Here is a 15,570-nt window from a genome sequence, read left to right on the forward strand (position 1 = left end):
TCAGTCCCGGTGAATACGCTGCTTGAAGGTTCGCGCGATGGCCTGCACGCCAGGCTTGTACTCCGACTGCTCGACCGCCGCCAGGGCCAGTTCCAGCGCCTTGTCGGCGATCAACTGGTGCTGCTGGGCCATGGCATTGACCGGCAGCGGCAGGAAATCCAGCAACTGCGTATCACCGAAGGTGCCGAGGCGCAGCGGCCGCGATTTCAGCGGGAAGTCATGCAGCGCATCGAACACGCCTTGCAGCAGCACGTAGGACGTTGTCACCAGCGCATCCGGCAAATGTCCCAGACGCTGCAGGAGTTCTTCCATCAATTGCTTGCCGCATTCGCGACTGAAGGATTCGGCGTGTTCGACCAGCACTTCGCCTTTGAAGTCGACCAGCGCCTCTTTGAAACCGGCGGCACGCTCCTGGCTGATGCTCAGTTCCGGGCGCGCACCGAGCAGCACGATCTGCTTCGGTTGCGGATCGAGCAGGCTCTGGGTCAGGTGCAGGCTGGCTTCGCGGTCGTCACTGATCACCGAGCAGAAATGCTCGGGTTCCATGACCCGGTCGATGGCGATGATCGGCAGACCTTTGGCCTGCAACTGGCGGTAACTGTCATCGCCGGCCGGAAGGCAACTGGCGACGATCAGCGCATCGCAGCGGCGCGCCTTGAACAGTTGCAGCAACTGCCGCTCGCTGTCCGGCGCATCGTCGGAGCTGGCGATCAGCAATTGATAGCCGCGTGCTCGCGCACCTTGCTCGAGCAGCTTGGCGATCCGCGCGTAACTGGGGTTTTCCAGATCCGGCAGAATAAAGCCCAGCGTGCGCGTGTGCCGACTGCGCAGCCCGGCCGCTTGTGGGTTTGGCGTAAAGCCGTGCAGATCGACCACTGCGCGCACCCGCTCGACGGTGGCGGTGCTGATGCGTTGCTGTTCGGCCTTGCCGTTGATGACGTAGCTGGCGGTGGTCACGGACACTCCGGCCAACCGCGCGATATCACTGAGTTTCAACCCGGGATTTCCTTGTTTTTTCGAGCTTGCCGCGACATTTTCGCCAATCCTACCCGATTAGGGCAGGCGACTATTGTCGCAGCGCATCCGACAAGTTGGACTTCAAGGATGGGACATTATCGAGTAACGTGCCGATCAATCTAGATTAAACGTTTCAGCAAGCGTATTTTCTACGTTTTAGACGTCTTTGGCCGGTTCTGCCGTGAAACCGCCAAAACTGCCGCTGAAAAGCAAAGCGGTAAAGCGCCTAAGCTGCAAACCATCCAAAACAATACCTGGCACTCATAAAGCGCCAAAAAGGAGATCGCATGCTCGAGCTCACTATAGAGCAGATATCCATGGGCCAATCGGCTGTGGATAAACCCGCTGCCCTGCAACTACTCGCCAATCACCTGGTGGCCGATGGTCTGGTTGCTGACGGTTACCTCGCTGGATTGCAGGCACGGGAAGCCCAGGGCTCGACCTTTCTCGGTCAAGGTATTGCCATTCCCCACGGAACGCCGCAAACCCGTGATCAGGTGTTCGCCACTGGCGTGCGCCTGATGCAGTTCCCGGAAGGCGTGGATTGGGGCGATGGCCAGATCGTTTATCTGGCGATTGGCATCGCCGCCAAATCCGACGAACACCTGCGCCTGCTGCAACTGCTGACCCGCGCCCTCGGCGAGACCGATCTGGGCCAGGCTCTGCGTCGTGCCAGTTCCCCCGAAGCGCTGCTGAAATTGCTGCAAGGCGCACCGCAAGAGCTGGCGCTGGATGCACAGATGATCGGCCTCGGCGTGTCGGCTGACGATTTCGAAGAACTGGTTTGGCGTGGCGCACGTCTGTTACGGCAGGCCGATTGTGTGAGCAACGGTTTTGCCGGTGTGTTGCAGCAGGTCGAAGCGCTGCCGCTGGGCGATGGCCTGTGGTGGCTGCACAGCGAGCAGACCGTGAAGCGTCCGGGCCTGGCGTTCGTGACGCCGGACAAACCGATGCGCTACCTCGGTCAGCCGCTCAGCGGTCTGTTCTGTCTGGCCAGCCTTGGCGAAGCGCATCAGGCGTTGCTTGAACGTCTTTGCGCGTTGCTGATTGAAGGTCGCGGCCATGAGCTGGGCCGCGCCACCAGCAGCCGTAAAGTCCTTGAAGTGCTCGGCGGTGAATTGCCCGCCGATTGGCCGAGCGCACGCATTGCCCTGGCCAACGCCCATGGTTTACACGCGCGCCCGGCGAAGATCCTTGCGCAACTGGCGAAGAGTTTTGATGGCGAAATTCGTGTGCGCATCGTCGACGGCCAGGACAGCGCCGTGTCGGTGAAGAGCTTGAGCAAACTGCTCAGCCTCGGCGCCCGTCGCGGTCAGGTGTTGGAGTTGATCGCGGAACCGAGCATCGCCGCTGACGCCTTGCCGGCACTCTTGGCCGCGATCGAAGAAGGCCTTGGCGAAGAAGTCGAGCCGCTGCCAGCCGTAAGCCAGCAGCGCGAGGTCATTGCCGACATCGCCGAAGTGCTGATCGCCCCGGCGTCCGGCGCTCAGTTGCAGGCGATCCCGGCAGCCCCTGGCATTGCCATCGGGCCTGCGCATATTCAGGTTCAGCAAACCATCGATTACCCGCTGCGCGGCGAGTCTGCCGCCGTTGAGCGCGAACGTCTCAAGCAAGCGCTCAGCGACGTGCGCGGTGACATTCAGGGCCTGATCGAACGCAGCAAAGCCAAAGCCATCCGCGAGATCTTTATCACCCATCAGGAAATGCTCGACGATCCGGAACTCACCGATGAAGTCGACACCCGCCTCAAGCAAGGCGAAAGCGCCGAAGCGGCGTGGATGGCGGTGATCGAAGCGGCGGCCAAACAACAGGAATCGCTACACGACGCGTTGCTCGCCGAACGGGCGGCGGACCTGCGTGACGTCGGTCGTCGCGTGTTGGCGCAACTGTGTGGCGTGCAAACTCCGAGCGAGCCTGAGCAACCGTACATTCTGGTGATGGACGAGGTCGGTCCGTCCGATGTCGCACGGCTGGATCCGGCGCGCGTGGCGGGGATTCTCACCGCGCGCGGCGGCGCCACGGCGCACAGTGCAATCGTTGCGCGTGCTCTCGGGATTCCAGCGCTGGTCGGCGCTGGCGCAGCGGTGTTGTTGCTGGCGCCGGGCACACCGTTGCTGCTCGACGGCCAACGCGGTCGCCTGCACGTCGACGCCGATGCGGCGACCCTGCAACGCGCCACCGAAGAACGCGACACCCGTGAGCAACGCTTGAAGATTGCCGCCGAACAACGCCATCAACCAGCACACACCACCGATGGCCACGCGGTCGAAGTGTTCGCCAACATCGGCGAAAGCGCGGGCGTGATCAGTGCGGTGGAGCAGGGCGCCGAAGGCATTGGCCTGCTGCGTACCGAACTGATTTTCATGGCCCATCCGCAAGCGCCCGACGAAGCCACGCAAGAAGCCGAATACCGCCGCGTCCTCGATGGCCTCGCCGGTCGTCCGCTGGTGGTGCGCACGCTGGATGTCGGCGGCGACAAACCGCTGCCGTATTGGCCGATTGCCAAAGAAGAAAACCCGTTCCTCGGTGTGCGCGGTATTCGCCTGACCCTGCAACGTCCGCAGATCATGGAAGCGCAATTGCGCGCCCTGCTGCGTTCGGCGGACAACCGTCCGCTGCGGATCATGTTCCCTATGGTTGGCAGCGTCGAAGAGTGGCGTCAGGCCCGCGATATGACCGAACGTCTGCGCCTGGAAATCCCGGTTGCTGATCTGCAACTGGGGATCATGATTGAAGTGCCGTCCGCCGCTCTGCTCGCGCCGGTATTGGCCAAGGAAGTCGACTTCTTCAGCGTCGGCACCAACGACCTGACCCAGTACACACTGGCCATCGACCGTGGTCACCCGACCCTGTCGGCGCAGGCGGATGGCTTGCACCCGGCGGTGCTGCAACTGATCGACATCACCGTGCGCGCGGCCCATGCCCACGGCAAATGGGTCGGCGTCTGCGGTGAGCTGGCGGCAGATCCGCTGGCGGTGCCGGTGCTGGTCGGCCTCGGTGTCGATGAACTCAGCGTCTCCGGACGCAGCATTGCCGAAGTCAAGGCACGCATCCGAGAACTCAGCCTGACCCAGGCGCAAACCCTTGCTCAACACGCCCTGGCCGTGGGCAGCGCGAACGAAGTGCGCGCATTAGTGGAGGCCCTGTAATGGCCAAGATTCTTACCCTGACCCTCAATCCGGCGCTCGACCTCACCGTCGAACTGCCACGCCTGGAGGCGGGTCAGGTCAATCGCAGCGACGAGATGCACACCCACGCTGCCGGCAAAGGCGTGAATGTTGCGCAAGTGCTGGCCGACCTCGGCCATCAACTGACGGTCAGCGGCTTTCTCGGCGAAGACAATCTGCAAGCGTTCGAAACCCTGTTCGCCAAGCGTGGTTTTGTCGACGCGTTTATCCGCGTGCCGGGCGAGACGCGCAGCAACATCAAAGTCGCTGAACAGAGTGGCCGCATCACCGACATCAACGGCCCTGGACCGGTGGTCGATGCCGCCGCGCAGCAAGCGTTGCTCGATCGACTGGTGCAGATTGCACCGGGTCACGATGCGGTAGTGGTAGCTGGCAGTTTGCCGCGTGGCGTGACGGCGCAGTGGTTGCGCGAGTTGATCGAACGGCTCAATCAGCTCGGTCTGAAAGTCGCTCTCGACAGCAGCGGCGCAGCACTGCGCGAAGCTTTGAAAGCCAGTCCATGGCTGATCAAACCGAACACCGAAGAACTCGCCGACGCGCTCGGTTGCGACGTGGTTTCCCACGCGGCGGAAGCGCAAGCAGCGGCGCGCTTGCATGCGCAAGGTATCGAGCACGTGGTGATTTCTCACGGTGCTGATGGCGTGAACTGGTTCAGCGTCGGTTCGGCACTGCACGCCACGCCACCGAAGGTCAGCGTTGCCAGCACGGTCGGTGCTGGTGATTCGCTGTTGGCCGGCATGCTCCACGGTTTGCTCAGCGCCGACACACCTGAACAAACCCTGCGCACGGCCACCGCAATTGCGGCGATGGCGGTGACCCAGATCGGTTTTGGCATCAACGACGCGGCGCAACTGGCGCAGCTCGAACAGGGCGTGCGCGTGCGTCCCCTGACAGAACAATAAGAGGGTTTGTCATGAAATTAGCCATTGTTACGGCTTGCCCGAACGGCATGGTCACCAGTGTGCTGTGCGCGCGTCTGCTCGATGCGGCGGCTCAGCGTCAGGGCTGGAGCACCAGCGTTGAAGTGGTCGATGCAGCGCACCCTGAGCGCGAATTGTCGGCTGCGACGATTGCCGCGGCCGAGTGGGTTTTGCTGGTCGCCACAGGCGCGATCGACATGACGCGTTTTGTCGGCAAACGGGTGTTCCAGATCGCCCCGGCGCAGGCGTTGCAAGATGTCGAAGCGGTGCTGCGTCGGGGCGCTGAAGAGGCTGCCGTTTACGTCGCCAGCGAGGCTGAACCGGTAACTGATGCGCCGCGAGCACCACGCATCGTCGCCATCACTGCCTGCCCGACCGGTGTCGCGCACACCTTCATGGCCGCTGAAGCCTTGCAGCAAACCGCTAAGCGCCTGGGCTATGACTTGCAAGTCGAAACCCAAGGCTCGGTGGGCGCGAAAACCCCGTTGAGCGTGGCGGCGATTGCCGACGCAGACGTGGTGCTACTGGCGGCGGATATTGAAGTCGCCACCGAGCGTTTCGCCGGCAAGAAGATCTATCGCTGCGGTACCGGGATTGCGTTGAAACAGTCCGAAGCCACGCTGAAAAAAGCCTTGGCCGAAGGCGCTGTGGAAAGCGCCGCGAGCGACGACAAGGCACCGGCCAGGCAAGAGAAAACCGGCATCTATAAACACCTGCTGACCGGCGTGTCATTCATGTTGCCGATGGTCGTGGCCGGCGGTTTGATGATCGCGCTGTCGTTCGTCTTCGGCATCACCGCGTTCAAGGAAGAAGGCACGTTGGCCGCTGCGCTGATGCAGATCGGCGGTGAGACGGCGTTCAAGTTGATGGTGCCGTTGTTGGCCGGTTACATCGCTTATTCGATCGCCGACCGTCCGGGCCTGGCGCCGGGGATGATTGGTGGTTTGCTTGCCAGTACGCTGGGCGCCGGGTTTATCGGCGGCATCATCGCCGGGTTTATCGCCGGTTATGCGGCCAAGGCTATCAGTCGATATGTCGCCTTGCCGCAAAGTCTCGAAGCGCTGAAGCCGATTCTGATCATCCCGTTGTTCGCCAGCCTGATCACCGGTCTGGTGATGATTTACGTGGTCGGTAAACCGGTCGCCGGCATGCTCGGTGCGCTCACGCATTTCCTCGACAGCATGGGCACCACCAACGCGATTCTGCTCGGTGTGCTGCTCGGTGGCATGATGTGCGTCGACCTTGGCGGGCCGATCAACAAAGCCGCGTACGCGTTCTCGGTAGGTCTGTTGGCGTCGCAGAGTTATGCACCGATGGCCGCGACCATGGCCGCAGGGATGGTGCCGCCGATTGGTCTGGGCATCGCCACATTTATCGCGCGGCGCAAATTTGCCCAGACTGAACGCGAGGCCGGCAAGGCTGCCTTCGTGCTGGGGCTGTGCTTTATCTCCGAAGGGGCGATTCCGTTTGCCGCGAAAGATCCGTTGCGGGTGATCCCGGCGAGCATCGCCGGTGGCGCGCTGACCGGTGCGTTGTCGATGTACTTCGGCTGCAAACTGATGGCGCCGCACGGTGGCTTGTTTGTGCTGGCGATTCCGAATGCGATCAATCATGCGTTGCTGTATTTGCTGGCGATTGTCGCGGGGAGCCTCTTGACCGCCGTTGTCTATGCGACGGTCAAACGCCCGGAGGCCGTTGAGCTGGCGCTGGAACCGGCGAAGGCTTAACTGGCACCACAAAACCCTGTGGGAGCGAGCTTGCTCGCGAAAGCGGTGTGTCATCGAAGAAGATTTCGACTGATAGCACGCATTCGCGAGCAAGCTCGCTCCCACATGGGTTGTGTGGTGTGTCTGGTGTCATTTCCGAGTCATGTGAGCGTGCTTAAGTTTTCCTTTTTTCAGGGAGAACACCATGAGCGATTTCAACCCCGGTCGCCGGCGTGTCATGCAAGTCGTTGGTGCCGGTCTGCTGATGCCAAGCCTGGCGCCGGCGGTGATTGCGTCGGTCAAGGATCGCCCGCAGTTGACCGACGGCGTGCAGTCCGGCGACCTGCAAGGCGACCGCGCGATGATCTGGAGCCGCAGCGATCGCCCCGCGCATATGGTGGTCGAGTGGGACACCCGCAGCCAGTTTCGTCACCCGCGCCGGGTGGTCTCGGCGCTGGCCGATGCCCGCAGCGACTTCACCGCCCGCGTTGAACTGACCGGGCTGCCCGCCGATCAGGCGATTTTCTATCGGGTGTATTTCAAGGACGCGCGCACCGGCGTCGCCAGCGAACCGTGGTTGGGTCACCTGCGCAGCGCTCCGACGGCGCGGCGCAATATTCGTTTCGTCTGGAGCGGCGACACCGTCGGCCAGGGCTTCGGCATCAACCCGGACATCGGCGGCATGCGCATCTATGAAGCCATGCGTCTGCGCCTGCCGGACTTCTTTATCCACAGCGGCGACACCATCTACGCCGACGGCCCGGTACCCGCGCAGCTCACCACGGAAAACGGTCGCATCTGGCGCAACCTCACCACCGAAGCCAAGAGCAAAGTCGCGCAGACCCTCGACGATTATCGCGGCAATTACCGCTACAACCTGATGGACGAAAACATTCGCCGCTTCAACGCCGAGGTGCCGCAGATCTGGCAGTGGGACGACCATGAAGTGGTCAACAACTGGTCGCCGGGCAAGCAGCTTGATGAGCGCTACCAGGAGAAAGATATCCACACCCTGGTCGGGCGTGCACGCAAGGCGTGGCTGGAATATTCACCGATGCGTTTGCAGGCCGCTGACGGTGGCGGGCGGATTTATCGCAAGTTGAGTTATGGGCCGATGCTCGATGTGTTCGTGCTCGACATGCGCAGTTATCGCGGCGCCAATGACGACAACCTCGGCGCGGCGAAACCGTTCCTGGGGCGTGAGCAACTGAACTGGCTCAAGCGCGGCTTGAAGAAATCCAAAGCCCAGTGGAAGGTCATTGCCGCCGACATGCCGATCGGTCTGGGCGTGCCGGATGGTGAGGTCAGTCCGGGTGTGGCGCGTTGGGAAGCGGTGGCTAACGGTGATCCGGGACCGGCGCAGGGGCGCGAGGTGGAAATCGCCGAATTGCTCGGCTATCTGCGTGCGCAGCAGGTGCGCAATTTTCTCTTCCTGACGGCAGATGTGCATTACTGCGCGGCGCATCACTATCACCCGGATCGGGCGGCGTTTCAGGATTTCGAACCGTTCTGGGAGTTTGTCGCCGGGCCGCTGAACGCCGGGAGTTTCGGGCCTAATCCACTGGATAAAACCTTTGGCCCGGAGGTTGTTTTCGAGAAGGCGCCGCCGGCGCAAAACACTTCGCCGTTTGCCGGGTTTCAGTTTTTTGGCGAGGTGAATATTGAAGGGGGGAGTGGGGAGATGAGCGTGGTGTTGCGGGATTTGAATGGGGTGGCGGTTTTTGAACAGAAGTTGCAGCCGGTTTGAAGATCAAAAGCTAACCCTCATCGGAACGCCGCCCGCCCAGCCCTCTCCCAGAGGGAGAGGGGGCTGACCGAGGTGTCTGAAGAGGTACGTCGACCTGAAAGACCGTATCGATTATGAGATTGGATACAAAGCCTTTCTCGATTATGGATTCGGTGAAGCACGTTCAGGTCGGCGTATTGCGTGAATCTCCCCCAATCAGTCCCCTCTCCCTCCGGGAGAGGGCTAGGGTGAGGGGCTTTTAATAGACATCACGCCGATATCGACCCTGCTCAATCAACCGCTCCACTTGGGCTGCCCCGAGAATGTCGTTAAGCACCTGATCAACCCCCGAAGCCATCCCCTGCAAGCTGCCACAGATATAAATAACCGCCCCGTCCGCCAGCCAGTTCTTCAACTCTGCAGCCGACTCACGCAAGCGATCCTGCACATAAACCTTCTCAGCCTGATCCCGCGAAAACGCCAGATCCAGCCGCTCCAGATCACCATTGATCAACCACTCTTCCAGCTCCGCGCGACAGAGGAAATCGTGTTCACGATTGCGCTCGCCAAACAGCAACCACTGGCGCTGTTGACCATCGGCAATCCGTGCCTTGAGCAAGCTGCGCAGTCCTGCGATGCCGGTGCCGTTGCCCAAAAGAATCATCGGCACTGGTTCGTTCGGCAGATGGAAGCCACTGTTGCGTCGAACCCGCAAACTGATGCTGCCGCCCACAGGCGCGTGCTCAGTCAGCCAGCCGGAACCGATGCCCAGGGTGCCGTCGGCATGCTGTTCCTGACGCACGATCAACTCCAGCACGCCGTCGGCGGCAATCGAGGCGATCGAGTATTCGCGCATGGCCAGCGGCACCATCGCGTCGACCAGCGATTGCGCATGCAGACCGACCAGATGTGCACGGTGCTCGGGCAATTGCCGCGAGGCCAGCGCGACTTCCAGCGGCTCGTCGAGGCCGTTGATTTTCACGGTGGTTTCGCCACGAATGCCGAGGCCGTCGAGGAAGTGTTCGATGGCCCACGGGCAGTTGCGCGGCAGCACTTCGACCAGATCACCGGCCAGCCAACTGCTGGTGTTCGGTGCGCTCAGGCCCAACAAGTAAACCGGCGCACCGCTGCTGTCCGGGTTCATCAGTTCGCGGCGTACCAGCGTCCAGTTGTCGTAACTCGGTGCTTGCCAGGTATCCACGGGCGCTTGCCCCGTAAGCAGGCCAAGTTGGGTTTGCCAATGGCGCAGGGCATAGGGATCACCGCTATCGACTTCCACCGGCGCGAACAATGTCTTGCCGCCGTGCTCCGCCAACCATTGGTGCAGGCGTTTGGCGAAACCACAGAAGTGCTGATATTGACGATCGCCGAGACCGAGCACCGAGTAATTCAGACTGTCGAGGGCTGCCGCTTTGCCCAGCACTTTGCGCTCGAATCCGCGCGCGCTGTCCGGCGCTTCGCCGTCGCCGAACGTGCTCACCACAAACAGCGCGTTGTTCGATTCACGCAGATCCTGCTCGCTGACATTCGCCAGCGGCTGCACCTTCACCGGCAGTCCGGCAGCCTGCAATTGGCCGGCGGTCTGCCATGCCAGTTGCTCGGCGAAACCGCTCTGGCTAGCGAAACCGATCAGCCATGCCGAAGCATCGCCGCCCGGTTGTGCAAGGCCTTGGCGGGCATCCTTGATCTGTTTTTTCTTGCGCCGACGGTCGAGGTACAGCAGCCAGCCGGTGATGAAGAACAGCGGCATGCACACTGCCGCGAGGGTAATGATGATCCGTCCGACCAGGCCGAAATAGCTGCCGACGTGCAGCGCATAAATGCTGGTCAGCAGTTGCGCCTTGAAGCTCTTGTCGGCGTAACGGTCGACGCGTTTGACCAGACCCGTGGCCGGGTCGAGAGTGATCTGGTTCAACGCGCGATCGTGCGGCGAGCTGTCGAGCAGGTAGAACACGGTCGCCGGTTGGCCAGCGATGGCTGGCATGCGGATGTTGTACGCGGCCAGACCCGGGCCGGCGGCGCTGTAGATGCTGCTCCACATCGCCGCGTAATCGGCTGTCGGCGCAGGGCCTTCCGGTGCCGGGCCACGACCACCGCGCCCGCGTTCGTTTTGCGGGGCATCGGAGAGCAATTTGGTCAGGCCTTTGTTGTACCACTCGTACGACCACGACAACCCGGTCAGGGCCAGTAGCAGATACACCAACAAGCACCATGTACCGGCTACCGAATGCAGGTCCCAGTTGAAGGCGCGGCCCTTTTTCTTCCAGTCCAGCGTTAGCCACACGCGCCAGCTGTGCCACTGCCGTGGCCAGCGCAGATACAAACCAGAGAGGCAGAAAAACAGCAGGATCAGCGTGCAGGCGCCAGTGATGTTGCGCCCGGTATCGCCCATGGCGAGGAAACGGTGCAGTTGCAGCATCAGGCCGAAGAAATCCTGGCCGACCGCGTCGCCCATGAACTCGGCGGTGTACGGGTCGAAGTAGCGCATCTCGCCGCGACGTTCACCCTTGGGCGGGGTGAAGAACACCTTGGCGGCATTGCCGCTGTCGGTCTCGACCCAGAGCATCGAGACTTTTTTCCCCGACGTGGCTTCGATGCGCTCGACCAGTTCGACGGGCGGCAAGACACCGGCGACTTGTTTTTCTACCTGCAGGACGGAGGGATTCAGCGCCCGCAGGATTTCGTCCTGAAACGAATAGGCCGCGCCGGTGATGCCCATCAACGCCAGCACCAGGCCTGCGGTGATGCCAAAAAACCAGTGCAACTGGAACAGGGTTTTCTTCAACACGTCACTCGCCGTCCATTCGGAAATTGTCTTCACGGCGCGCATTATGCCGTGGGTTATCGAGAAGCGTTCTTTATTACGCACAAAAGCCCCGTTCAATGGAATGAACGGGGCCAAGCCTTGCGGCGCATACCTTGTGGGAGCGAGCCTGCTCCCGAAGGCGTCGTGTCAGTCAGCCTCTACTTGACTGACCCAGCGCTTTCGCGAGCAAGCTCGCTCCCACAGGTTTCCACATCGGTCAGAAGTGGAAGTTGGTGCTCAACAGTGCCGTACGGCCCGCCGCCTGGTTGGCGAAGTGGGTCGAGAAGGCTTTGTCGTAGTAGGTTTCGTTGGTCAGGTTCTGCACGTTGAGTTGCAGGTCCACGTTCTTGGTCAATTTGTACGCAGCCATCGCGTCGTAGCGAACATACGAGTCAACCATGGTGGTGTTGGCCACGCTGCCGTACACATCGTCGACGTAGAACGCGCCGCCACCGAGGGTCAGCTTCGGCGTGACCTGGTAAGTGGTCCACAGGCTGGCGCTGTTTTTCGGCGTGTTAGGCAGTTCGTTGCCGTCGTTGGCCTTGCCCAGCGGGCCGCCGTCGACTTGTTCGCTGTCCATGAAGGCGTAACCGGCGAACACTTGCCACTTGTCAGTGATCTTGCCGCTGGCCGAGAGCTCGACACCTTGCACGCGGGTCTTGCCGGCGTTTTCGTACGACGTGGTGTCGACTTGCACACGAGCGTTTTCTTTCTCGGTGCGGAAGATGTCAGCGGTCAGCGACAGGCGATCGTTGAGCAGATCCCACTTGGTGCCGATTTCATAGTTCTTGGTGGTTTCCGGCTCCATGTCGCTGCTCAGCAGGTTGCCGCTGCGATCCGGGGTGCCGCCCAACGGGTTGCCTTCCTGACCTTCGCCCAAGGTGTTGCCCGGTGGCGTGGCCGAGGTGGCGTAGGAGGCGTAGATGCTGCCGTTTTCCGCAGGCTTGTAGACGACGCCGAACTGACCGGTGACGAACTCGCTGGTGTCATCGCCCTTGGACGTGGTGGTGCCAGCGGCGTTGTAGGTCTTGTAGTCGGTGTCGAAGTGGTCGTAACGCAGGCCCATGTTCACCAGCCACTGCTCATTCAGTTCCAGCGTATCGAACACGTACAGCGCGTAGGTGTTGGCCTGGGTGTCGGTGCCGGCGTAGTTGCGCGAGATCGCGCCGTTCCACGGATCGTTCGGGTTCGGGTTCGACAGCGAGGTGCAGTTGTAGTTACTCGACGCGCCGATCATCGACGGCGTGCAGTTGCTGCTCGCGGCCACATTAGTGGTGCGCGGCGTGGTGTCGGTGTTGACGTTGTACGAAGACTTCTGGCTTTCCTCACGGGTGTATTCGACGCCGGTGGAGAAGCTGTTCTTGAAGCCGGCGACGTAGAAGTTGCCGAACAGATCAGTCTGGTTGGTGGTGGTCTCGGTGTTGCTCACCCGAGTATTGGCCCGGCGCCAGACCGTGCCGTTGTTGACGTTGCCTTTACTGTCGTCCGGCTGGGTCAGGATGTAATCCTGCATGCTGCTGCCGTGACGCAGGGTGTTCTTGATCGTCAGCGAATCGCTCAGGTCATGCTCGATGGCGAAGGTCGCGGTGTCAGTGCGGCCCTTGCGGAAGTCACGATCCAGACCGTAGAAATTGCTGTGGTCACCGCCAGCGTAAGGCTTGTCCGGATTGGATTTGGTGCGTGCAGCGGAGCCACCGGCTGGAATGGTGTACGGCACGCCCGAGTCCGGGGTGTCGTTGCTTTCGAGATGGTAGTAGTCGAGGTTGACGCGGGTGTCGGTGCCCAGGCCAAACGCCAGGGACGGGGCGATACCCCAGCGGTCGTAATCGACTTTGTCGCGACCGGCGACATTGCTCTCGTGGCTCATCAGGTTCAGACGGCCGGCGGCGGTGTCGCTGAACTGGTAGTTGCCGTCGAGGGTGTAGCGTTGGGTCTGGTCGGAGCCCCAGGTGAAGCCGCCGTCGAACGAATTGCCCAGGTGCGCTTTCTTGCTCACCAGGTTGATGCTGCCGCCCGCTGCGCCACGACCGCCGATGGCGGAGTTCGGGCCCTTGCTGACTTCAATGTTTTCCACGGCGAAGATTTCGCGGCTTTGCGAACCGGTGTCGCGCACGCCGTCGAGGTAGGTGTCGCCCTGCGCGTCGAAACCACGAATGAACGGACGGTCGCCCTGTGGATTGCCGCCTTCACCGGCGCCGAAGGTGATGCCCGGCACGGTGCGCAGCGCGTCCTGCATGTTCAGGGCGCCGGTGTCTTTGAGCACTTGTTGCGGAATAACGGTGACCGAGCGCGGTGTATCGACCAGCGGCGCGGTGTACTTGGGCGAGGAGGCTTTTTCGACCTGATAGGACGTCGAATCCTGGGCTTCGCCGGTGATGGCGGTGGCGTCCAGGGCGATGGCATTGCCGGTGGCTTTGCTGTCGGTTTTTTCAGCGGCGAACACCATCTGGCCAGCGGAGCCGGCGGTGATAGCCACACCGATTGCAGAGGCGAGCAGACGTGGTGAACTGACCGGTAATTGTGCGTGTTGACGTGCCATTTTTATTCCCCTCCCCAAGGATTTGAGGCGGCGGAATATAGGGTAAACAGTTATTCGTATCAATTGCGAAACATTGTTATTCGCACTGAATTTACATTCTTTACAATTTAACCTTACGGTTTTTGCCAGTTCATTCGTCTCCCGGGTTTTACACAGTCAATAAGAATCAATACCATTGCCGCCTCTTTGCCATCAGGTGACATCGCCATGCTGCTGCACATCCCCGGACTGTTCGCAAAAGACGAAGTGCAGCGCATTCGTGAGGCGCTAGAGCAGGCCGATTGGGCCGATGGCAAGATCACCGCCGGCTTTCAGTCGGCCAAGGCGAAGCACAATTTGCAGCTGCCCGAAGGCCATCCGCTGGCCAAAGAGATCGGCGCAGCGATGCTGGAACGTTTGTGGAAAAACCCACTGTTCATGTCCGCCGCGTTGCCGCACAAAGTCTTCCCGCCGTTAGTGAACTGTTACACGGCCGGTGGCAGTTTCGATTTCCACATCGATAACGCCGTGCGCCAACCCAAGGGCAGCATCGAGCGGGTGCGCACCGATCTGTCGGCGACGCTGTTCTTCAGCGAGCCCGAGGATTACGACGGCGGCGAGCTGGAGATCCAGGACACCTTCGGCACGCAACGGGTGAAGTTGCCGGCCGGCGACATGGTTTTGTACCCCGGCACCAGCCTGCATAAGGTCAACGCGGTCACGCGTGGCGCGCGTTATGCGTCGTTCTTCTGGACACAAAGTCTGGTGCGTGAAGATAGCCAGCGCGCGCTGTTGTTCGAGATGGACGGGGCGATTCAGCAACTGAGTCAAGACCTGCCTGATCACCCGTCACTGATTCGCCTCACCGGCACGTATCACAACTTGCTCCGTCGCTGGGTCGAGGTATGAGTTTCCTGCTGCGCCGCGAGGAAATCCTCAGCGGCGAACAACTCAGCGTCATGCTCGGCGAAAGCCCGGCCCGTGCTGCGCAGGCGATTTTGCTCGCGGCGGGTGAGGGCGAAGTAGAGGCGCAGGCGTTGCTTGGGCAAATCCTGCTCGACGGCCTAGGCATCGCCCAGGATCAAACGCTGGCGCTGCGCTGGTTCGGCATCGCTGCCGGGCGTGGGCACCTGATGGCGCGCAACATGCTCGGGCGTTGTCATGAGCATGGTTGGGGCATTGCGGCGGATGCGTCGGTTGCTGCGCAGCATTATCGGATCGCAGCGAATGCCGGACTGGATTGGGCGATGTACAACCTCGCCAATCTGCTGGCGACCGGGCGGGGAGTGGAGGTGGATCATCTGCAGGCGCTGGCGCTGTATCGCCGCGCGGCTGAACTGGGCCATGCGAAATCGATGAATCTGCTGGGGCGGTATCTGGAAGAGGGGCTGGTGTGCCCGGCGGATCCGGTTGCGGCGCGCGATTGGTATCGGCGTTCGGCCGACGGTGGGGATTTTCGTGGGCAGTTCAGTTTCGCTGCAGTTTTAGCGGATGAGGGGCGGATTGATGAGGCGGTCGATTGGCTTGAGAGAGCTTTGGCCGGCGGCAATCTGAATTTTCTGCGGGTGGCGAGTCAGACGCTGTCAGGTGCGACAGATCCCAGGATTCAGGGGATGGCTGCTCAGTTCGCGCTTCGATGCACAGACTTGCAGCGCGTCTGAATTCGCAAAGCCCTCACCCTAACCCTCT

9 protein-coding genes are annotated in these 15,570 nt (G+C 61.4%); 6 read left to right on the top strand and 3 right to left on the bottom strand.

From position 1 onward, the window contains the following. A complete protein-coding gene (gene cra / locus AB4O01_RS24530) occupies positions 1–996 on the bottom strand; it encodes a catabolite repressor/activator (protein ID WP_093435805.1) in 996 nt (331 codons plus the stop codon). A gap of 308 nt (positions 997–1,304) precedes the next feature. Here cra and ptsP point away from each other — a divergent pair, with 308 nt between their 5' ends. The 4 genes from ptsP (at position 1,305) to AB4O01_RS24550 (ending at position 8,578) form a co-directional block, all read left to right on the top strand. Beyond that, entirely contained in the window at positions 1,305–4,166 is a 2,862-nt protein-coding gene (ptsP, locus tag AB4O01_RS24535) for a phosphoenolpyruvate--protein phosphotransferase (RefSeq protein WP_116256438.1), read from the top strand. After that, on the top strand, positions 4,166–5,107 hold the full coding sequence (pfkB, locus tag AB4O01_RS24540; RefSeq protein ID WP_093435812.1) for a 1-phosphofructokinase: 942 nt from the start codon (positions 4,166–4,168) through the stop codon (positions 5,105–5,107). The genes ptsP and pfkB overlap by 1 nt, the downstream gene beginning before the upstream one ends. An 11-nt stretch (positions 5,108–5,118) precedes the next feature. Further along, entirely contained in the window at positions 5,119–6,852 is a 1,734-nt protein-coding gene (locus AB4O01_RS24545; protein WP_460089861.1) for a PTS fructose-like transporter subunit IIB, read from the top strand. Positions 6,853–7,036: 184 nt separating this feature from the next. After that, positions 7,037–8,578, top strand: coding sequence for an alkaline phosphatase D family protein (locus AB4O01_RS24550; protein ID WP_460089862.1), 1,542 nt, complete (start codon positions 7,037–7,039; stop codon positions 8,576–8,578). 238 nt (positions 8,579–8,816) lie between these two features. On the opposite strand, the gene AB4O01_RS24555 is transcribed toward AB4O01_RS24550, so the two are convergent. Beyond that, positions 8,817–11,345, bottom strand: coding sequence for a PepSY domain-containing protein (locus tag AB4O01_RS24555; RefSeq protein ID WP_460092313.1), 2,529 nt, complete (start codon positions 11,343–11,345; stop codon positions 8,817–8,819). A gap of 235 nt (positions 11,346–11,580) precedes the next feature. Beyond that, positions 11,581–13,902: a TonB-dependent receptor gene (locus tag AB4O01_RS24560; RefSeq protein WP_460089863.1), complete on the bottom strand. Its 2,322-nt coding sequence runs from the start codon at positions 13,900–13,902 to the stop codon at positions 11,581–11,583. 207 nt (positions 13,903–14,109) lie between these two features. On the opposite strand from AB4O01_RS24560, the gene AB4O01_RS24565 reads away from it, so the two are divergent. Then, the gene (locus AB4O01_RS24565; RefSeq protein ID WP_093435829.1) at positions 14,110–14,790 is read left to right on the top strand and encodes a Fe2+-dependent dioxygenase; all 681 of its coding nucleotides are present in this window, start codon (positions 14,110–14,112) and stop codon (positions 14,788–14,790) included. After that, on the top strand, positions 14,787–15,542 hold the full coding sequence (locus tag AB4O01_RS24570; RefSeq protein WP_460089864.1) for a tetratricopeptide repeat protein: 756 nt from the start codon (positions 14,787–14,789) through the stop codon (positions 15,540–15,542). Before AB4O01_RS24565 ends, AB4O01_RS24570 begins: the two co-directional genes overlap by 4 nt. The last annotated feature ends 28 nt before the right edge of the window (positions 15,543–15,570 follow it).

The organism is Pseudomonas sp. S2_E02, from assembly GCF_054668355.1.